We start from the raw sequence: 19,958 nt of genomic DNA, 5'->3' as shown, positions 1-19,958 counted from the left end.
GGCGATTGGTATTCGGCGGAAGAATATTCAGCGTTTCAAAGGATGCTCGTGCGACGGAAATCGGTTGGTAAATGCGCCCCGAAAAATAACTTCGGTTTCTTTCGAGGGGCAAACTTTACGAGACCTTTAGTTTATCGCCGCAGGTGGCGGGGTATTGTCGGGATCCAGCGCGAATTCACCTGCTTTACCGCTGTCCATGCCGATATTCGACTGATTTGTCCAGGTCGACTGATGGTACAAATTGGACGACGCCGCAATCAATCAGTGACACACAATCGATTAGTGACACAAGGAGATGAACAGTGACTGGATTAATGGTGCGCGAAAGAGAAACGCTCGAGAAGTACATGCCGGGTTTGCTGCAGTATCTGGACACAACCCCACTGGACCGACTGGAGTCCCGCGATTCGGACGCGATCGACAAGTTTCGGGAATTCGGCGGTACCGGCTTGGTGGTCCCGGGCGAACTGGGTGGTCTCGGTGCTCCGGCCATCGACGCGGTTCGGGCGCAAAGGGCCATCGGGTCTCGCTCACCCTCTCTGGGCGCGGGAACCACGATGCACCATCTCTCACTCGCGTCCCTGACCGAATTCGCTCGTGGTGCCACCGACGACGACCGAGCATTGATCAAGGGATTGGTCGACCAGAAGGCGATCGTCGCTTCCGGGTTCTCCGAGGGCGTCACCGGCGGGAGTGTGTTCATTCCGACGATGACCGCCGTGAAGAAGGGCGACAACTACATCGTCAACGGAAGCAAGAAGCCGTGCAGTCTGGCACGTTCGATGGACTTGCTGACCTGCAGCGTCGAGATCGACTCCGGTGACCGCGCCGTCGCGCTGATTCCGGCCGGCCTTCCGGGTATGAGTGTGAAGCCGTTCTGGACCACCGACATTCTGGCCGGCGCGCAGAGCGAGGAAGTGTTGCTCGAAGACGTCGAAGTACCGGCAAGCCTCGTCCTACCCAACAAGGACGACGATCCCGATGGCGTGCACGAGATGACCGGCTACCTCTGGTTCGGGATGCTGATCTCCGCCAACTACATCGGCGCCGCGACCTCTCTGCTCGAGCGGATGATCGAGCAGGACAAGGGTGACTACGAAGGCTACGTTCGAGCGGCGGCCGAACTCGAGGTGTCCATGGCGGCAATCGAGAACGTGGCCCGTGCCTTCGACGAAGGTGAACGCGGACAGGACATCTCGGTGAAGTTGCTGTTCAACCGCATCGCGATTCGTGACGCACTGGTGCGCAGCAGTTCGGCTGCCATCGAATCGCTGGGCGGGATCGGCTTCATCAAGTCACCCGAAATCGCTTACGTCGCAGCAGCATTGCACGCGTTCGCATTTCATCCGCCATCACGGCGGTCCATTTCGGAGACCCTGGCCCGTTTCCACGCAGGTGAAGATTTCGCGTTCGTCAAATAGCGACTACCGCTGTTCGTCTTCCATCTCGTCGTTCAACTTGTCCTCGCCCCGGTTGCGGAAGAACTTGAATCCGGGGATGCCGATGACGGCGCGCCTGACGTCCTTCGTCACTCCGAGAAGCTCGTGGATCTCGGGGGAGACCGTATCGAGGGTCGCGAGGATGGGGAGTAGAGCTTCCATGTGGTCGAGGAGTCCGGGAAGCTGATCGACCATGGCGATCGCTGCGTCGACCTCGGCGTCGGACAGGTTGTCGACGAAGCGTCGCGCCATCGGCTCGGACTTCTTGGCGATGGGATCGAACAGTTCGATGAGCTCCAACGCCGTATGCGAGGCGGCCGATGCCGACGCGACCACGGTGTCCGCGGCACCGGTCGTCCGTTGTACATGAGCAACCACGGCATCGGCCGAATCGATCACATGGTCGATTCGTGTCATCAATGTCTCTATACGGCTCAGCAGTGCTTCGATTCTGCCGGGCAGGGTAAACGCGAAATCGGCCGTGGTGAACATCCAGCTCACACCGGCCCGCGCCACTGCGGCTCCTCGCCGAAGCACCGTTTCGGTACCGAGAGGGTCGGGGAGGACCACACCTGCCAACACGAGAGCCATAGGAGCGACAATGCCATACCGACGCAACGCCCCGACTGCCGTTAGCCTCGACGCATGAGAGTCCTCGTGACCGGTGCCAGCGGGTACATCGGATCTCGGCTGGTGGCGGCCCTGTTGGCAGACGACACGGACGTCGTCGTCGGGTCTCGGACTCCGAAGAACCTGCGCACTTTCGACTTCTACGATTCCGTGACCGCGGTGTCGCTCGACGTCACGGACGAACAATCCTGTGCCGCGGCCTTCGCAGAGTCGGGCGACATCGATGTCGCCTACTACCTCGTCCATGCGATCGGCGAAGCCGACTACCGTGCCCAGGACCGGACGTCCGCCGAGCAGTTCGCCGCGGCCGCCGCGCGAGCGGGAGTGCGTCGAATCGTGTACCTGGGCGGCTTCGTCCCCGACGACGCCCACCTGTCGGAGCACCTGGCCAGTCGCGCCGACGTCGGTGAGGCGCTGACGGTGGACGGTATCGATCTGGTGTGGTTGCGAGCGGCGATCGTCATGGGTGCCGGCTCCACGTCGTATGAGATGCTCCGCTATCTGGCGGACCGCCTGCCGGTGCTGCCGTTGCCGAGTTGGCTCGCCGAGCCCGTTCAACCGATAGCAGTCGACGACGTACTGCACTACCTGGTGGCGTCGGCCGATACCGACACCGTCCCAGCAGGTTCCTACGACATCGGCGGCCCGGACGTGGTCCCGTACCGCGACCTGGTGTTCGCCTACGTCGAAGCCGCCGGGCTGCAGCGCATCGGGATACCGGTACCGCTCGTTCCGACGTCACTCGCCGGCAAGGTGATCGGAAAGATCATTCCTGTGCCCGCCGGGCTCGCCGAGGATCTGGTCGGTTCACTGCACAACACGATGACCACGTCGGAGAGCCGGATTCGGGATCTCGTCCCCGATCCGCCCCGTGGTCTGACCACCATCGCAGACGCCATGGCCCGTAGCGTGCGAGGAACCGTGGGCGAGCCGCCCGGGGTCTGTGCACTGAAGGACCCGCTGCGACTGGCGAACACCGACGCAGCATGGAGCGGCGGAGATGCGCTCGGCGTCCGGCGGCACGGCGTGGCCGCGTCCTCGGACCGCACCTGGGGTCTGGTCGAGGCTCTGGGCGGCCGTCGACTGCTGGCATCGAAGCCGGTGGCAGCAGCAGTGCGTACCAACCTCGATGTGGCTGCGAGTGTGAACCGACGCGCGAAGTCGGTCGTGCGCCGACTGACCGATACCGAGGAGGCATGATGGCAACGTGGTCGACGACCGCGCTGAACGTGATGAAGTCCGCTCTGGTCGATCCTGTCGAGCGAGACCACCGAGAGTCCGACGCGGCGTTCAGGAAACGGCGCATCATCGTGCTGATCACACTGGTGATCGGGGCGACGGTGCTGTATTTCTCGCTGAAGGTGGAACCGGGTGACCCGTCGTTCTACGCACTGACGCTCGTGTTGGCCGCAGTGTGGATCGTCGGAGGATGTCTGTCGGGGCCGCTGCACCTCGGACGGATCAAGGTGGGCGGGTCCATCCGGCGGCCGATCGTGACCCCCATCCTCATCGGTCTCGCCGTCGGTGGCGTGTTCATGCTCGGCGGCCTCGTCGTCCGCCAGATTCCGCCGCTCGCCGACTTCACCGAGAACGTGCTCGCACACGCCCGAGTGGGGTCGCTGGTACTGATCGTGTTCATCGCGTTGCTCAACGGTGTCGCCGAGGAGATCTTCTTCCGAGGAGCCTTGTACTCCGCCATCGGAGTCAAACATCCGGTGATCATCTCGACGGTCGTCTACACCATCGCCACCCTCGCGTCCGGCAACCCGATGCTCGGCTTCGCCGCCGTGCTGCTCGGTTACGTGATGGGGCTGCAACGTCGCGCGTCGGGCGGAATTCTGGCACCGATCCTGACGCATGTCAGCTGGTCGGCGGTCATGGTTCTGGCCCTGCCCCCGCTGTTCGTGTGAGCAGAGGGTCATGTCTCGTGCGGGCAGAGGGGCATCGGCGGGGATCTGAGCTAGATTGCGCACGTGAGTGAAAACCTCGATCGCGTCGACCGCCTGATCGTCGACGAATTGATCTCTGACGGCCGCGCGACGTTGGCGACGTTGGCAGAGAAGGCGTCTCTGTCCGTGTCGGCTGTTCAGTCGCGAGTTCGACGCCTGGAGTCGCGACGAGTCATTCGCGGTTACACGGCGCAGGTCGATCCCGAAGCTCTGGGGCGTCCGTTGTCGGCGTTCGTCGCGATCACTCCGATCGATCCAGCTCGCCCGGACGACGCCCCCGCGCGATTGAAGCATCTGACCGCCATCGAGTCGTGTCACTCGGTTGCCGGCGAAGAGAGCTACGTCCTGATGGTGCGCGTCGAGTCGCCGCGCGCCCTCGAACATCTACTTCAGGAAATTCGCGCCACGGCGCACGTGCAGACGCGCAGCACGATCATTCTGCAGACGTTCTACGATCGTTGACCGCTCGCCAGACGCGGTCCGAGGACATGGGCAAGTGGTGCAAGCGCACTCCCACCGCGTCACGGATCGCGTTGGCCAGTGCGGGGGCGACGGGGTTGTACGGTGACTCGCTCATCGACTTCGCGCCGAACGGGCCCAATCGGTCGTAGGTGTCCGCGAACAGCACCTGGGTTCGTGGAATGTCGGCGAACTGGGGAACGTGGTAGCTACGAATGGAGTCGGTGGTGATTCGCCCCGCACCGTCGGTGCGCATCTCCTCGTACAGTGCGCTGCCGATGGCCTGCGCGACACCGCCTTCGACCTGACCCCGGCACTGCTGCGGGTTCATCACGGTGCCTGCGTCGGCGCTCTGCACCGACTGGAGGATCGCGACCGTACCGGTCGCTTCGTCGACCGCCACCCGAAATGCCTGCACGTTGAACGCCAGTGATCGCGGGAGTCCGCCGCTGTTGCCGTTCGCCGTCAACGTGCCGCCCGCCGATGCCAGTACGTCGTCCAACGGGACGAAGCGATCTCCGCATCGCACCCCCTCGGGCCCCAACGTGCAGTCCGAAGGGCGGTGCCCGGTCGCGGTGGCAGCGACCTCGACGATGCGGGCCGACAACCCACGCACCGCCGCGTAGAGCGCCTTGCCTGCCACCACAGTTCCCGCCGAGCCGAACGCACCGGTGTCGTACGTGACCGACTCTGTATCGGACTGCACGACGCGGATACGGTCGACCGACGTACACAGCTCGCTGGCCGCGATCTGGGTGTGGACGGTGGTGGTCCCGTTTCCGAACTCCGCTGTTCCGACGCGTATCTCGTAGCCACCTTCGGGCAGCAGCGACGCGGTGGCCTCGGCGCGGTGGCCACGGGGCGGAATGGTCGCGATCATGGCCACCGCCATTCCCTCACCGATCTTCCAGCCGGACGGCGCAGGCTCGCCGTTGCCTTGCCTGATGGCCTTCTCGGCGAGGTCGATGCACTGATCGAGACCGTAGCTGCCGAATTGCAGGTCGTCGCCTTCGAGGTGCGCGGCGACGATCTCGTCGCCGGGAACGATGACGTTGCGGCGGCGGAACTCGAACGGGTCGATATCGAGCTCTCGGGCCAGATCGTCGATGGCCGATTCGATCGCGAACATGACCTGCCCCAGTCCGTAGCCGCGGAAGGCACCCGATGGAATGTTGTTGGTGTACACGGTCTTCGCGTCGACCTTCTTGTTGGCGCACCGGTAGATCGCAACCGATTCGCCGCACCCGTGAAACATCACTCCGGCACTGTGATTGCCGTACGCCCCGGCGTCGGTCAGCACGTCGATCGACAGTGCGGTCAACACGCCGTCGGCGCTCGCGGCGGCGGTGACGTCGACGCGAAACGGGTGTCGGCACGGTGCGACCGTGAACTCGTCCGTGCGGGTGAACTCGAACTGCACCGGCCGACCGGTCCGCAGAACGGCCAGGGCGACGACGTCCTCGGTCAGTAGTTCCTGTTTGCCGCCGAAGCCGCCACCCACCCGTGCGGTGAACACGCGGACACGATCCCGGGGGAGGCCGAAGATTTCGCATATTTCGTCGCGCACCAGGTAGGGAACCTGGGTGCTGGTGCGCAGATGAAGCCGGCCGTCGGCGTCCAGCCAACCGATGGTGCCATGAGTTTCCAAGTGCACGTGCTGAATTCGCTGAGTCGTCCATCGCCCGGTGACCACCGCTGCTGCATCACGTACTGCAGCGTCGACGTCACCGGTGCTGCCGTGCAGTTCGGCCACCAGGTTTCGGGACGGGTCGGCGATCCGAGCCGCTGCATCCTTGTCGCCGTGGATCTTCGGTGCGTCCGGGGCGAGTGCCGACTCGGGGTCGAACACGGCGGGTAGCACCTCGTACTCGACGATGAGGGCGCGGCAGCCCTCCTGCGCGGCGGCGATCGACTCCGCGACCACGATCGCCACACGTTGGCCGATGAACCGGACGACGGTGTCGAGTACCCGGGTGTCGTCGGGGTCGTCGACGCGGCTGTCGTGTCTGGCTGTGGAAAATGCCACCGCCGGGCTGTCTTTCGAGGTGAGCACCAGCTGCACGCCCGGCACCTGTTCCGCGGCCGTGGTATCGATGGAGACGATCCGCGCGTGGGCATGCGGACTTCCGAGAACGCTGGCGTGCAGCAGCCCGGGCGGGGAGTGATCGAGCGTGTACGGCTCGGTTCCGGTGACTACCCGTGTGCTCGCGGGGGCTTCGAGCGAACGCCCGCATGCCGGACCGTCTGCCACCTTCTCGGTGTTGACCACCCCGCACACGGCATCTGAGATGGCGCGATACCCGGTGCAGCGACACAGGTTTCCCTTCAGTCTCGAGGGCAGCTCGTCCCTGTCGTCCGCGGTCAGGGTCGACGCGGTCACGACCATCCCGGCCGTACAGAACCCGCATTGGAATCCGGCGGCCTCGACGAACCGGCGCTGCATCGGGTGCAGATCCTCCGGGGTGCCGAGCCCGGCCACGGTGGTGACGGACCTGTCGGCCGCGCGGTAGGCGGGAAATACGCACGAGTGCACCGGTTCTCCGTCGACGAGGACCGTGCATGCGCCGCAGTCACCGGCGTCGCAGCCCTTCTTGACCTCGAAACGGTCGTGTTCGCGGAGCAAAGTGCGCAGACATTGACCCGGTCGCGCGGCAACCTCGGTCGGTACGCCGTTGATGTCGACGATCATGACAGCTCCTCACGAATGGACTGCGCCGCAGCGCAACTGATGTGTCGACGCCAATCCGGCGCACCATGGGGATCGTCGTACCAGTGCTGCGGACCGATAGTGTCTGCAAGGGCGTCGTCGAGCTCGTGCGCCGTCGGTACAGCCGAAAACCGAAGCACGAACGGACGAACGGTCGACGCGGTGACGGTCAACACGAATGTGCCGTCGGGGTCGACGCGGCCGATCACCACCGCCGCCGATCGGCCGAGAGGCGAGAGCGACAACGTGCGCATCGCCGTTCTCGACTGGAGGGCGTGCCGCGGAACGTCGATGCTGCGCAGCACATCCCCGGGCCGGAGCACCGTGGTCTGGGGGCCGACGACCAGCTGGTCGATCGGCAGACGGTAGTCGTGCTCGGGGCCGTGTGCCGACCACACCTCTGCGACGCCGTCCAGGGCTGCAGTCAACGAAATCATGGCTCCGGCAGGCAGGGCGAGCGCTACGTTTCCGCCGACTGTGGCCGTCTTCCAGATCTTGAACGAGGCCAGCAGGGCGGCTGCACACCGAGGGAACAGAGTGGTTGCGGGGAAGGCGGACTCGAAACGAGCCAGAGTCTCGATCGTGCACGTCGCTGCGATCCCGAGTCCGTTCTCGTCGACGATCAACGGCTCCCATCCCAGGGCCGTGATGTCGATCAGGGTGGTCAGGTGGTCCTGTTTCTCCGAGAACAGCCACGTGCCGCCCGCAACTACCGCGGCGTCCGCGCTGCCCGGCGGCAGATCCGCACGCGAGCGGGGAAGCAGAACACGATCGACAGTGCCGAGATCCATGGCTTCGTTCACCTCATTCTCGCCGGCCCGGATTCACCGCCCGGTGCGCCTTCTCGAACTGTAGTGACTTTCTGTTACCGATCTCGGTGCTCACGCGATACGCCCGAAACTCGGCGGAAACAACCCGCGCTTATCTTTGCCTCCGGCACGGCCGAACACACGAGGCGGGAGGTTCAGCGATGTACGTCGGAGACCTACTCGATGCCTCGCACATGGGCATCCCGATTGCTCACCTCCGATCGCGACGCCCTCGGACGTACCCTGCGGTGGACGTTCACCACCGACCTACCCGACCCGTCCCGATACATCGCGGGCGGCGAGTTGGTCATCACCGGACTCGTATGGCGGCGCACGCCCGACGACAGCGAAGTGTTCGTTCGATCGGTGGCCGAATCCGGTGCGACGGCATTGGCCGCGGGGGAGGGGTTGCTCGGACACATTCCGCTCGATCTCGTCGACGCATGCGAGCGACACGGTCTGCCGCTCCTCGCTGTTCCCGACACCGTGTCGTTCGGTGAGGTCACCGAGTTTCTCGTCGGCAGGGTCACCGGTGATCGCATTGCCTCGCTGAACAATTCGCTCGTGCGCCAACGCCAGTTGCTCACTGCGGTCGCCGACGGCAGAGCCCTCGACGAACTGGCACTGCACATCTCCAGAGAAACGGGAATGGCGTGCCTGATCTACACCGCCACCGGGCGTCGGTTGGTCACCGAGGCATCTGCTTTGTCCGACGCCGATGTCGACACCTTGACGCACGCGGCACTCTCGTCCGAAACGCTTCCTACGACAACCGTTCTGGCTGATGGATCGACCTACAGTGTCTTCGGCGTCGGGCCATCGCTCGTACAGCGCACCACGCGATGGTTCCTGGCTGTGGCCGGAGCCATGAATTCGTTCTCTCCCGACGTCTCCGAGGCGTTCGGGCAACTCGCAGCCATCGCCGCGCTCGATCGTGCCCGGCGTGAAGAAGGACGGCTGGTGCGGCGTGAGATCGCAGATCAGGCGGTGGCGTTGATCGAACACGACAGCACCGGATTCGAGGCACTGACGAGGCTGCGCCAGGCAGGAGTCGACCCCGACAGGCCGCTCGTCGTTGTCAGAGTTGCCCACAGCGGTCGCGTCGACCTGCGAGAGATGCTCCGATCCGTCGTCGGTGACACCCTGACCTCCTTCGGCGGTGGGTGTGTCGGATGCAGCGCACACGGCGACATCGTCGCTGTCGTCAATACCGACGACACACTGTTCGCACAGACCATCCGCATTCGGCTGTCCCGGTTGCGCTCCGGGATCGGACCCAGCCGAATACATGTGGGCGTGAGCGCCGTGGCCACCGGGCTGACCATCGACGGCGCACTGAGGTCGGCTCGTCACGCTCTCGAACTCAGCAGGCAGGGATCCGCGGCGGTGACGGTCACCGCAGGCACCAAGCCGACCTCGGCAGTATCGATGATGTCGGCGCTTCCCGACGACGTACGAAAATCGTTCGTCGAGCATGTCCTCGCGCCGCTGCTCGAGCACGACCGACGCACCGACGCCGACCTGACCGACACGCTGCGGGAGTTTCTGGCCAACGGAGGGTCCTGGCATCGAACCGCAGAGTCGATGCACGTTCATCTCAACACCGTCCGATATCGCATCAAACGCGTGGAGGAACTGCTGGGGCGAGATCTCGGCTCCACTGCGGACAGACTGGATGTCTACCTCGCCCTGCAATCCATGCCTCGGGCGTCGGCCCACGGCGCTGCATAATGGGGAAATGACTGCAGGCTTCACCGGAATCCCCTTCACTGCCCTGGACTTCTACGAAGACCTCGAAGCCGACAACAGCAAACTCTGGTGGAACGAACACAAGGACGTCTACGACAGTGCCGTCAAGGCACCGATGACCGCGTTGCTGGCGTACCTGGAACCCGAATTCGGTAGCGCCAAACTGTTTCGGCCGTACCGGGACGTTCGATTCTCGAAAGACAAGACCCCGTACAAGAGTCACCAGGGCGGGTTCGTCGCACGGGGCGACAGCCTCGGCTACTACGTCCAGATCGATCCCGCCGGATTGTTCGTCGCAGGCGGCTTCTACAACAGCTCCCCGGACTCGATCGCGCGTTTCCGCAAGACCGTCGACGACGACGTACGCGGAGCCGAACTCGAGACGCTACTGGCCACGCTGACGAAATCCGGGTTCGAGATCGGTGGTGACACGCTCAAGACCAAGCCGCGGGGTTACGAGGTCGACCATCCGCGCATCGATCTGCTGCGGCACAAGACGTTGACTGCCGGCAAACATTTCGGCTCACCCGCGTGGCTCGAAAGCCCCAAGGCAGCAACGAAAGTACGCGACGCCTGGCGTGCTCTGAGCCCACTGGTGGAATGGTCCGCGGCACTGCACACGTGAGTGCAATGTGTTACCCGACGACGGAGTATGTGCGCCAAGCACTTCCGGCGTCCGGAGCGTCCTCTCGTTCGACCGTTGCCTGAATCAGACCGTAGGGCCGATCGTCGGCGTTGAACACCTCCAGGTTGTTCTCGATGCCGAACTTGCCCAAGTCGTAGACGAAGTGGTGCTTGTTGGGGGCCGACATCGAGATCTCGGCGATGAACGGATACTTCTCCAGTACCGCCTCGCCCATGGCGTACAGGGTCTGCTGAAGAGCCAGTGACTGCAGGTTGGCGAATCGCTCGATCATCGCGGCCTTGACGCCCGCGTACACCGCATCCCACTCGACATCGGTTGTGGTGTAGCGCCACTGCGCTGTCAGCGACGTCGCCATCACTCGGTCGGTCGTGGGCTCGAGAATCGTCAGATCGTCCTCGAGGAAGCCGTGGAACTCCGAACCCGTCGACTTGAGAATCACCATCTCCTTGAAACCGCTGACGACCCAGGTTCGCTGCGCCTCGCCCTTACCCTCGACCGTGACGGCCGAGGTGCGAATTTCCTCGCCCTTGCGGGTCCACGTGTGGTCGTGCTCGACGCCGTCGACGACCGCACGCGCCCAGGCGTACTCCTCGAGTTCGATACGGGCACCGTCGACGGGCTCGACGTCGTCGACATAGTGACGCGCGAGGTCGAGCCCGTAGCTCTCCAGGTGGAGCAGACCCTTGGTCTTGGCATACGCGTACGCGGTCTGCTTCTGGGTGTCGGTGGGCAGAACGGCGGACTGATCGCCGGCCAGGTGTGCGGCAGAGAAATCGCCACGCAGCGCACTCGATACGTTGATGTCGTGGATCTCGTGCCGCGGAGAATCTCGATAGATCCGCACCACCCGGTTCTCGGCTTTGCCGTACTGATTCGCTCCCAGAACGATCTTTCCGGTCAGGTCGGTCATGTCAGCTCCCGCGGTAGGTCGAATATGCGAAGGGGGACAACAACAACGGCACGTGATAGTGGGCGTCGGGGTCGATGACGGTGAAGGAGACGGACACCTCGGGGTAGAAGCTCGGGGTCGAGGTCGCCTCGAAATACGATTCCGTGTCGAACGAGAGCCGGTACACGCCCGGTTCGACAGGTCCGGGAATCACCTCACCGATGCGGCCGTCTCCGTCGGTGGTGGCTGTCGATATCTCGCCCTGTTCGGAATGGAACAGCCGCACGCGCATGCCGACCGCCGGTGTGCCGGCCGTGGCGTCGAGCACGTGCGTGGACAGCCCGGTCACTGCGTCGGTCCCAGCACGCGGCCGAGGCGAATTCGGTTGATCTTGGCCAGTTCCACGCGGAGCACCCGTCTTTCGGTTTCGGCATCGTTGTCGAGCCTCTCCTCGAGGATAGCGAGCAACTCCTCGGCCGACCTGCCGGTCGCGCACACCAGATACACGTGCCCGAACTTGTCTTCGTACGCGCGGTTTCCCGCCGCCAACTTCTCGCGTACTTCGGTGCCGGCAGTGGTCACTGCGGCCTGCTCACGCTTGGACGACGGGTTGTCCGCAGTGCCTCCGATCCGGGGATGGCCGTCGAGTGCATGATCTATCTCGGCCTCCGGCAGCTCGGCAAGTACCCGATCTGCTCTGTCCAACAAAGAGTCTCGGCTGGCGAACGGTCTACCCTGGGCGACTCGACGGGCCCAGATCGAGGACGCGCAGCACTCGAACAGTGCATGCATCGCCTGTCGATCGGAGAGCTTGTTGAACCCGTCGAGCCCTATCCATTCGTGAAGCACATCCCGCTCGCTATCTGAAGTCGTTGATCCGGCCGAACCGCGCGGCCGCGATGGGGTTGGCGTCCGCAACCAGATCGTCGAACCGATAGTTCGCGATCTTGGCGATTTCGATCATCGCGAAAGATCGCTCCGCCGACGGCGCATTCTCCACCCGCGACCATCCGTTGGCCAGAACCCGATCGTAGCGTTCGGTCTCTCGGGCGCAGATCACCAACGGGAATCCGAAGTGTCGCCGATACTCGGCGGCGAGCTGAACGATGTTCTCGTGTTCGTCCTCCTCGAGGTTGGACAATCCGACGTGATCGGCAGCGTTGAGGGTGCCCGTCGCATCCTCGCTGCCGAGGTCGGGGTAGCTGTTGATCAGCTCGATCTGTTCCTCGGTGGTTCCGGCCAACAAGGCTTCCTGGAATGCCTCACGCAGACCGTGGGCGTCGGCGAACGGGCGCTGCTGATACGCACGCTCGACGACCCACGGGGTGCCCTGCACCAGACCGCCGAACGTGGCGGCGAACTCCTCGGCGGACATCTCGTTGACCCGGTCGAGGGTGATACCTGCACCCGGACCGCCGGCCACGGCCTGACCACGATTTCCGATGTGGAAGAACAGCACGTTGAGGACGATGGCAGAGACGGCGCCCAGGACGATTCCGCTGCCGAACAGCATCTCGAGCCAATCCGGTACGCCCTGCGAAACGGTGGGTTGGATGGTGACGAGCATCGCCAGTCCGAGACTGGTGGCGACGATGATCAAGTTGCGATGGTCGGTGAAGTCCACCTTCGACAGAGTCTGGATTCCGACGACGGCGACCGTCGCGAACAGGGCCAGTGCGGCACCGCCCAGTACCGGTGGCGGGATGGAGGCGACGACGGCCGCCGTCTTCGGCAGCAGACCGAGCAGAATCATGATGCCGCCCGCGCTGGCGACCACCCACCGACTACGCACACCGGTCAGTCGGACCAGGCCGACGTTCTCCGAGAAAGCCGTGTACGGGAACGAGTTGAACGTGCCGCCGATGACGGTGGCGACTCCATCGGCCCGCAGCGTGGCAGCGATGTCGTCCTTCTTGATGCGCTTGCCGACGATCTCACCCGTCGCATAGACACTGCCGGTGGTTTCGACCGCGATGATGAGCATGACGACGATCATCGAAATGATGGCGACGACACTGAATTTGGGCACACCGAACAGGAAGGGCTGGGTGAATCCGACCCACGATGCTTCCGCGGTGCCGTCGAAGTTCATGTCCCCCAACATGAATGCGACGGCACTGCCGATGACCAGACCGAGCAAGACGGCGATGGTGGCCATGAAGCCCTTGAAGAACCGTTGGATCAGCACGATGATCAGCAGCGTGCCGATCGCGTACGCCATCCATCGACCGTTGGTCGGATCCTGTTCGTGTGTCGCAGGATTGGTCACCGCATCGTTGACCGCTACCGGCAGCAACGCGACGCCGATGATCGTGATGACAGTTCCGGTCACCACCGGTGGGAAGAAGCGCAGCAGCCTACTGAAGTACGGTGCCATGAAGAACGTGACCAGACCGGCGACGATGACGGCACCGTAGACGTACAGCAACCCCTCGGTGCCGCCGCCGTTGGCCATTGCGATCGCGATCACCGGCGACACACCGGCAAACGTGACGCCCTGCAGAAGTGGGAGCCGGACACCGATCTTCCAGAACCCGACCGACTGAATGATCGACGCGATACCGCAGGTGAACAGGTCCGCGTTGATGAGATGGATCAGTTGTTCGTTGGTCAGCCCGATTGCACTGCCGATGATGATCGGTACGAGAACGGCACCGGCGTAGAACGCGACCACGTGCTGAAACCCGTACGCCGCCAATTTCGGAACAGGGAGCACTTCGTCGACGGGATGGACGCGCTTACGTGTGATGGGCTTGACGGACATCGGTGGGCACCTCGCGGACGCAACAGGGTGGATTCCTGCGACGCTGCAGGAGAAGTGCACCAAGAATCGGTCATTGCGACCGCCGCCGCCAGTCGAGCGAGCACAAAGTTTCCGCCGCGCTCGAGGCGCGTGTTGTGCGATCATCCAAGACTCGGCAGTACGACTGAAGGAGCGACGATGTCCGACGCTGTCGTGGGAGTGGTCCTGGCCGCAGGTGCCGGAACGCGATACGGATCGCCCAAAGTGCTCGCGCACGACGGATTGTGGCTTCGCACGGCTGTGCAGGCACTGACCGATGGTGGTTGTGACCAGGTGATCGTTGTGCTGGGCGCAGTCGACGTGACTGTGCCCGATGGCGCGACCGCTGTACACGCTCCCCACTGGGAACAGGGAATGAGCGCATCGTTCACCGCCGGCTTGGCGGCCGCATCGGACGCGGAGTACGTGGTGGTTCACGTGGTCGACACACCCGACGTCGGACCGGAGGTCGTCCACGCCGTTCTCGACGCCGCACCGCGGACGGGTCTGGCGAGGGCAGTGTTCGACGGCCGCCCAGGTCATCCGGTCGTTCTGGCGCGTCGACACCTCGAGGCAGCTGCGGCATCGGCGTCGGGAGACTCCGGGGCGCGGGACTTCCTGCGGGGAAGGGACGACGTGATCGCCGTCGAATGTTCGCAATGGGCAACGGGAATCGACCACGACTACCGGTAGCTACCGAATGTCGGCAACGATCGTCTCGGTCACGCCGTCGAACTGGTGACCACCGGTCGGCAACTCGATCACTGTCGCCGACGGCAGAGCCTTCGAGTTCATTGCCAGATGCGACACGGGGACGACCTCGTCGTCTCGGCAGTGCAGCAACGTCAGGTCGGTCCGCGGCTCGCCGGTGAGCGCGTACTGCGCCACGTCCCAGCCCTGCGGACTCCAGTCCGGCATGGCCAGCAGCGTGGCTCGCTCCGGATGGGCGCGCATCGTTTCGGCCAGGACCCGAACCACGATCGTGGCTCCGAAAGAATGCGCGACAACGCGGTCCGCAGGTCCTGCGTCGTCGAGCAGCTTCCGAACCGGCACAGCCCAGGCCTCGTAACCCATATCGCTGTCGGACAGTTCCGGCATGACCAGGTCCAGGCGCAGCGCCTCAGCCAACCCCTGCGCCAGCTCGGTGTCGTCGACGTAGCCGCCGGCACCGTGAACGAACAGAAGTCGGCCGACCATGCTGAGATCCTCTCCTCGACAACGCTGTCGTAGAAGGAGACCATCGAACGGGTTCCCTCGTGCGCGTTTTACGTACCTGGAGGGGCGCAAAACGCGCACGAGGGTAGACCGGCATTCCTGGAGACGGTGGTCGCGGGTGTACTTTCGCGACCCCACCGGCCACTTCTTCGAGATGCTGACGCGCTCGTACCTGGCCGAACCGGGCGAGTCTGTACCGTGACGGTTGTGGCCGAACAGCAGCACGTTTCGATGACGAGGGCGGCATACGACACCGTCGCAGAAAGCTACGCGGACCTGGTTCGCGACGAGCTGGACGGCAAGCATCTGGAACAGGCGTTGCTGGCCACATTCGCCGAGCGTGTCGACGCTGGGGACGTAGTCGACGTGGGATGCGGATCGGGGCGCGTCGCGGGCCATCTACGACGCCTGGGTCTGAGCATGACCGGAATCGATCTGTCGCCCAGCATGATCGACGTTGCGCGTCGTGAATTTCCGGACGTGCGTTTCGTCGTCGGCGCGATGCAGTCGCTCGACATGGGCGACTGCACCGTCTCGGGAATCGTCGCCTGGTATTCGATCATCCACACCCCGCCGGCCCAGCTGCCGCAGGTGTTTGCCGAACTGCACCGGGTGCTGCGGCCGGATGGACTGCTGCTGTTGGCATTTCAATCCGGGGACGAGCGAGTCCGACTGGAACAGGTGTACGGACACTCGGTCTCGTACGACGCGTATCGACTGGACCCCGACGCCATTGCACAGATGGTTGTCGACGCCGACTTCGAGCTGGACATCCGTGTGCACCGGGCTCCGGTGGGATACGAATCGACGCCGCAGGCATTTCTGATGGCGCGCAAACGAACATCGTGACATCTCGAGACCGATAGCGCGGGAACGCGACAGGCATTGGCGCTGATGTCCTACTGGCTACCGCATCGATCGGTAAGATCTGCCCGATGTGCTCACCCCGTCCACGCGTTCTGTTCGTCACCGACTTGGCGTATCTGTCTAAGGGCCGACGCTACTGCGACGAAGACATCTTTTTGTCTTCGCAGCTCCGTGAGTGGGTCGACATCGCGCTGTGTCACCCGCTCGATGCGCTGGCACTGATGGATGGCTTCGATGCTGTCGTCGTCCGGAACTCCGGACCTGTGCTGGGATACCAGGAAGCTTTCGACGCGTTTGCTCGCCGTGCGCGCGAGAACGGCACGAAGATTTTCACCCAGTTGACCGGCAAAGGCGACCAGAGAGGCAAGCAGTACCTGGTCGATCTTTTCGCAGATGGTTTTCCGGTCATACCTACCGTCGACGATCCGCGGGGCGTCTCGCGCTTACCCGAGGTGAATACCTATGTGGTGAAACCGAAATGGGGTGCCGACTCGATCGGCATGCGTCAGATCGGACGCGCCGAACTGTCGGAAGTCGAGCCGGGCACATTGATTCAGCCGCGGATCGATTTTGTCTACGAAGTGTCGTTCTACTTCATCGGCCGCACAGTGCAATACGCCCTGTACGCCCCGGACCCCGGCCGACGTTGGGAGTTGGAGCCGTACTCGAGTACTGCTCAGGACGAAGAGTTCGCGCAACGTTTCGTCGACTGGAACGACATCGACCACGGAATCACGCGGGTGGACGCATGCCGCACCGTCGACGGAACGCTGCTGTTGGTCGAGCTCGAAGACCTGAACCCGTACCTCTCACTCGACCGGCTGCCCGAAACGGCGCGTCGACACTTCGTGAACAACATGGCGGACGCGATCGTAGCGCTCTGTGCTCAACCGTAGCGGGCGAAAACAGTCGTGATTCTCGGACCGAACGACGCGGTATCGCGTCGCCCCTCGCGAATCGTGGTGGCAGGAACATCCGGTTCCGGTAAGACCACGTTGTCGGCTCGTCTCGGATCGATTCTGGGAATCGAACACATCGAGATCGACAGCCTCTATCACGGGCCTGACTGGACGCCCCGTGCCACGTTCGAGCAGGACGTGAAGGAGTTCATCGCCCGCCCGGCCTGGGTCACCGAGTGGCAGTACAGCGTGGTGCGCGATCGTCTCGTCGATCGCGCGGATCTGATGTTGTGGCTCGATCTGCCTCGTCGAACGGTGATGCGGCAGATCGTGATTCGAACGGTGCGTCGACGGCTGGGTCGAACAGTGCTGTGGAACGGCAACTTCGAGCCACCGCTGCATCGCATATTCTTCGATCGCGAGCACGTCGTTCGGTGGGCCTGGAACACGCATCGTCTGACGGCCGAGCGAGTACGGCGACTGAACGTGCGCCGACCGGACCTGATGATCGTGCGATTCCGATCGCACGCAGAAGTGAACAGATGGCTGGCCGATCGACTGGTTCCGGCGGCGAGATTCTGAACCGCGTCTGTCAGCAGTTGAGTCGGTCGGCAAGGGACTCGATCGAGTCTGCGCTGTAGGTCCACTCGGCTTCGGGAGCAAGGTCGAACGTCTGCGTCGGGCCGTGTTCCAGCGGGCGGGCGACGAATGCGGTGGCGAAGCCACAGTCGGCTGCGGCGGCGAGGTCGCTGTTGTGGGCGGCAACCATCATGCACTCGTCGGGACGGAGCCCGAGGATGTCCGCGGTACGCAGGTAGGCGTCGGGCATGGGCTTGTACGCCTGCACCGGTTCTGCGCCGAGGATGGCGTCCCAGGGAAGGCCGGCATTCTTGGCCATGTCCAGCAGCAGAGAGATGTTGCCGTTCGAGAGCGGTGCTACGACGAACTCGGTGCGCAGCCGCGTGAGCCCGGGAACGGAATCGGGCCACGGCTCCAGTCGATGCCACGCGAAATTGAGTGCGGTCGTGGCGTCCGCATCCAGGTCGATCTCGAACTCGGAGAGCACCGTTCGCAGGGACTCCAGGTGCAGTACGTCCAACCGAGTGAAAGGTCGCCCACCGGACCGCACCTGTTCCATGGCCGGTTGATAGAGGCTCCGCCACCGATCGGCAAACCGATAGCTGTCGACTCCCGGACCGCAGATTTCGGAGACCTCGCGGGCAATGCTCGTGCGCCAATCGACGACGGTGCCGAAGACGTCGAACAGCAGCGCTCTCAACGCTTCTTCTTCTTTTTCTTCTTGTCCGCCGGATGTCCTACCGCAGACAGGATGGCTCCGGCCAACGGAATGAGAAGGAAGAAAAGCCACTTCTGGTCGAAATCGGTGAGAAAGAACAGAGCAAGTGATCCGAAGATGACGATCGGCATCACCACTGCAGCCCAATCGATTCCGCGGTCCTTCACGACCGGTGCGTCGGTGTCGGATCGTGCGAGCGACGCAGTGCCGGACGCGGTGGGGAGGTCGACGAATACCGATTCGAGCTGTCCACGCGTCGTCGCGGAAGCGATTGTGGCACTGCGCTCGTCGAATTCGGGAACCGTCAGGCGGCCCTCGCTGAAGTGCTGACCCAGCACATCGAGGGCCTTCTCCCGATCAGCGGTACCGATACGTATTTCCGGAAGCTCGGACATTGCTACAGGGTAGCGCTATCCGCGCCGCCGTTCGATGCCGAAAGTCGCCCGGGGGTCGATCCGTTCGGCATCGAACGTCGGTGTCACTTGATTTCTGCGAGGACGGTGCCTTGGGTGATGGCGTCGCCTGCGGTGACGCTCAGGCCGGTGATGGTGCCTGCTTTGTGGGCGGTGACGGGGTTTTCCATTTTCATCGCTTCCAGGACAGCGACGAGGTCCCCGGCGGCGACTTCCTGGCCTTCGTCGACGGCGACTTTGACCACGGTGCCCTGCATCGGTGCGGTGACCGAGTCACCGGAGGCTGCGCCGGCTCCGGCACCGCCACGGGTGCGGGCCTTGGGCTTGCGCCGTACCGCACCGGCATTCCCGCCGCTGCCACCGCCGAGGGTGAGCTCGCCCGGGAGGGAGACCTCGACGCGTCGGCCCCCGACCTCGACGATGACGGACTGCCGCGGCAGGACCTCGTCGTCGTCGATCGGTTGCCCGGCGGTGAACGGGGGAACCTGGTTGTCCCATTCGGTTTCGATCCACCGGGTGTGCACCGAGAAGGAGTCACCGTCACCGATGAACGCCGGATCGGAGACCACCGCAGCGTGGAACGGGATCACCGTCGCCAACCCGTCGACGGTGAACTCGGCCAACGCCCGACGCGAACGAGCGAGGGCTTCCTCGCGGGTGGCTCCGGTGACGATGAGCTTGGCGAGCATCGAATCGAACTGGCCGCCGATCACACTGCCGGATTCGACACCGGAATCGACGCGGACACCCGGGCCGGAGGGGGCGGTGAAGGTGGTGACCGGGCCGGGGGCCGGCAGGAACCCACGCCCGGCGTCTTCACCGTTGATCCGGAACTCGAACGAATGCCCCCGCGGTTCGGGGTCTTCGGTGATCGTCAGTTCTTCGCCGTTGGCGATGCGGAACTGCTGCAGCACCAGGTCGATGCCGGAGGTTTCCTCGGTGACGGGATGCTCGACCTGCAGCCGGGTGTTGACCTCCAGGAACGAGACCAATCCGTCTTGGCCGACGAGGTATTCCACGGTCCCGGCACCGTAGTAGCCGGCTTCGAGGCAGATGGCTTTGGCGCTCGAGTGGATTTCTTTGCGTTGGGCGTCGGTCAGGAACGGGGCGGGTGCTTCTTCGACGAGTTTCTGGAAGCGGCGTTGCAGGGAGCAGTCGCGGGTGCCGGCGACGATGACGTTGCCGTGTTGGTCGGCGATGACCTGGGC

The 19,958-nt window shown here is 63.9% G+C and carries 21 protein-coding genes; 10 read left to right on the top strand and 11 right to left on the bottom strand.

Annotated elements, in window-relative coordinates:
• Positions 1-302 precede the first annotated feature (302 nt).
• Complete coding sequence (locus tag AB0O58_RS23115; protein ID WP_027496450.1) at positions 303-1,421, top strand: acyl-CoA dehydrogenase family protein; 1,119 nt, start codon at positions 303-305, stop codon at positions 1,419-1,421.
• Between the two features lie 3 nt (positions 1,422-1,424).
• Here the strand turns inward: AB0O58_RS23115 and AB0O58_RS23110 are convergent, their stop codons facing one another.
• Positions 1,425-2,030, bottom strand: coding sequence for a hypothetical protein (locus tag AB0O58_RS23110; RefSeq protein WP_032372726.1), 606 nt, complete (start codon positions 2,028-2,030; stop codon positions 1,425-1,427).
• Positions 2,031-2,084: 54 nt separating this feature from the next.
• Here AB0O58_RS23110 and AB0O58_RS23105 point away from each other — a divergent pair, with 54 nt between their 5' ends.
• The 3 genes from AB0O58_RS23105 (at position 2,085) to AB0O58_RS23095 (ending at position 4,480) form a co-directional block, all read left to right on the top strand.
• Positions 2,085-3,269 carry an NAD(P)H-binding protein gene (locus AB0O58_RS23105; protein ID WP_027496452.1) on the top strand — a complete coding sequence of 395 codons (1,185 nt, stop codon included), beginning with the start codon at positions 2,085-2,087 and terminating at the stop codon, positions 3,267-3,269.
• The gene (locus AB0O58_RS23100; RefSeq protein ID WP_027496453.1) at positions 3,269-3,979 is read left to right on the top strand and encodes a type II CAAX endopeptidase family protein; all 711 of its coding nucleotides are present in this window, start codon (positions 3,269-3,271) and stop codon (positions 3,977-3,979) included. The genes AB0O58_RS23105 and AB0O58_RS23100 overlap by 1 nt, the downstream gene beginning before the upstream one ends.
• Positions 3,980-4,042: 63 nt before the next feature.
• Positions 4,043-4,480, top strand: a complete 438-nt coding sequence (locus AB0O58_RS23095) for an Lrp/AsnC family transcriptional regulator (RefSeq protein WP_027496454.1) — start codon at positions 4,043-4,045, stop codon at positions 4,478-4,480.
• On the opposite strand, the gene AB0O58_RS23090 is transcribed toward AB0O58_RS23095, so the two are convergent.
• Together AB0O58_RS23090 and AB0O58_RS23085 are read right to left on the bottom strand one after the other, a co-directional pair.
• Positions 4,452-7,166 carry a molybdopterin cofactor-binding domain-containing protein gene (locus AB0O58_RS23090; protein ID WP_032372725.1) on the bottom strand — a complete coding sequence of 905 codons (2,715 nt, stop codon included), beginning with the start codon at positions 7,164-7,166 and terminating at the stop codon, positions 4,452-4,454. The genes AB0O58_RS23095 and AB0O58_RS23090 overlap by 29 nt on opposite strands.
• The gene (locus tag AB0O58_RS23085; protein WP_032372724.1) at positions 7,163-7,975 is read right to left on the bottom strand and encodes an FAD binding domain-containing protein; all 813 of its coding nucleotides are present in this window, start codon (positions 7,973-7,975) and stop codon (positions 7,163-7,165) included. The genes AB0O58_RS23090 and AB0O58_RS23085 overlap by 4 nt, the downstream gene beginning before the upstream one ends.
• A 201-nt stretch (positions 7,976-8,176) precedes the next feature.
• Here AB0O58_RS23085 and AB0O58_RS23080 point away from each other — a divergent pair, with 201 nt between their 5' ends.
• The gene (locus AB0O58_RS23080; RefSeq protein WP_032372723.1) at positions 8,177-9,724 is read left to right on the top strand and encodes a PucR family transcriptional regulator; all 1,548 of its coding nucleotides are present in this window, start codon (positions 8,177-8,179) and stop codon (positions 9,722-9,724) included.
• 7 nt (positions 9,725-9,731) lie between these two features.
• Positions 9,732-10,367, top strand: coding sequence for a DUF2461 domain-containing protein (locus AB0O58_RS23075; protein ID WP_204846437.1), 636 nt, complete (start codon positions 9,732-9,734; stop codon positions 10,365-10,367).
• A gap of 10 nt (positions 10,368-10,377) precedes the next feature.
• On the opposite strand, the gene pucL is transcribed toward AB0O58_RS23075, so the two are convergent.
• The 4 genes from pucL to uraD (AB0O58_RS23055) are packed head-to-tail and all read right to left on the bottom strand — an operon-like array spanning position 10,378 to position 14,041.
• Entirely contained in the window at positions 10,378-11,298 is a 921-nt protein-coding gene (gene pucL / locus AB0O58_RS23070; RefSeq protein ID WP_027496459.1) for a factor-independent urate hydroxylase, read from the bottom strand.
• A gap of 1 nt (position 11,299) precedes the next feature.
• Positions 11,300-11,626 carry a hydroxyisourate hydrolase gene (gene uraH / locus AB0O58_RS23065; RefSeq protein ID WP_032372721.1) on the bottom strand — a complete coding sequence of 109 codons (327 nt, stop codon included), beginning with the start codon at positions 11,624-11,626 and terminating at the stop codon, positions 11,300-11,302.
• Complete coding sequence (gene uraD, locus AB0O58_RS23060; RefSeq protein WP_027496461.1) at positions 11,623-12,126, bottom strand: 2-oxo-4-hydroxy-4-carboxy-5-ureidoimidazoline decarboxylase; 504 nt, start codon at positions 12,124-12,126, stop codon at positions 11,623-11,625. Before uraD (AB0O58_RS23060) ends, uraH begins: the two co-directional genes overlap by 4 nt.
• A 10-nt stretch (positions 12,127-12,136) precedes the next feature.
• Complete coding sequence (uraD, locus tag AB0O58_RS23055; protein WP_032372720.1) at positions 12,137-14,041, bottom strand: 2-oxo-4-hydroxy-4-carboxy-5-ureidoimidazoline decarboxylase; 1,905 nt, start codon at positions 14,039-14,041, stop codon at positions 12,137-12,139.
• Between the two features lie 177 nt (positions 14,042-14,218).
• On the opposite strand from uraD (AB0O58_RS23055), the gene AB0O58_RS23050 reads away from it, so the two are divergent.
• Entirely contained in the window at positions 14,219-14,752 is a 534-nt protein-coding gene (locus AB0O58_RS23050; RefSeq protein ID WP_032372719.1) for an NTP transferase domain-containing protein, read from the top strand.
• Here the strand turns inward: AB0O58_RS23050 and AB0O58_RS23045 are convergent, their stop codons facing one another.
• Positions 14,753-15,256, bottom strand: a complete 504-nt coding sequence (locus AB0O58_RS23045) for an alpha/beta hydrolase (RefSeq protein WP_204857462.1) — start codon at positions 15,254-15,256, stop codon at positions 14,753-14,755.
• 225 nt (positions 15,257-15,481) lie between these two features.
• Here AB0O58_RS23045 and AB0O58_RS23040 point away from each other — a divergent pair, with 225 nt between their 5' ends.
• The 3 genes from AB0O58_RS23040 to AB0O58_RS23030 all read left to right on the top strand — a co-directional run bounded on the left by AB0O58_RS23040 (position 15,482) and on the right by AB0O58_RS23030 (position 17,622).
• Positions 15,482-16,123, top strand: a complete 642-nt coding sequence (locus AB0O58_RS23040; protein ID WP_283542777.1) for a class I SAM-dependent methyltransferase — start codon at positions 15,482-15,484, stop codon at positions 16,121-16,123.
• An 86-nt stretch (positions 16,124-16,209) separates the two neighbouring features.
• Entirely contained in the window at positions 16,210-17,037 is an 828-nt protein-coding gene (locus AB0O58_RS23035) for a hypothetical protein (protein ID WP_283550084.1), read from the top strand.
• Positions 17,038-17,055: 18 nt separating this feature from the next.
• Entirely contained in the window at positions 17,056-17,622 is a 567-nt protein-coding gene (locus tag AB0O58_RS23030; RefSeq protein ID WP_080733179.1) for an AAA family ATPase, read from the top strand.
• 10 nt (positions 17,623-17,632) lie between these two features.
• Here AB0O58_RS23030 and AB0O58_RS23025 read toward each other — a convergent pair whose 3' ends face one another.
• From AB0O58_RS23025 to AB0O58_RS23015, 3 genes are all read right to left on the bottom strand, one after another.
• The gene (locus AB0O58_RS23025) at positions 17,633-18,319 is read right to left on the bottom strand and encodes a haloacid dehalogenase type II (protein WP_032372714.1); all 687 of its coding nucleotides are present in this window, start codon (positions 18,317-18,319) and stop codon (positions 17,633-17,635) included.
• The gene (locus AB0O58_RS23020) at positions 18,316-18,732 is read right to left on the bottom strand and encodes a DUF1707 domain-containing protein (protein WP_032372713.1); all 417 of its coding nucleotides are present in this window, start codon (positions 18,730-18,732) and stop codon (positions 18,316-18,318) included. Before AB0O58_RS23020 ends, AB0O58_RS23025 begins: the two co-directional genes overlap by 4 nt.
• 83 nt (positions 18,733-18,815) lie before the next feature.
• Positions 18,816-19,958, bottom strand: a 1,143-nt coding sequence (locus AB0O58_RS23015; RefSeq protein WP_366238847.1) for a biotin/lipoyl-containing protein, incomplete at its 5' end; no start/stop codon positions are given.

It is taken from the genome of Rhodococcus sp. NPDC080181 (genome assembly GCF_040702225.1).
Taxonomy (GTDB): Bacteria; Actinomycetota; Actinomycetes; order Mycobacteriales; family Mycobacteriaceae; genus Rhodococcoides; species Rhodococcoides fascians.
Note: the sequence above shows the minus strand (reverse complement) of the source record. Positions and strands in the feature narration are given on the sequence as shown.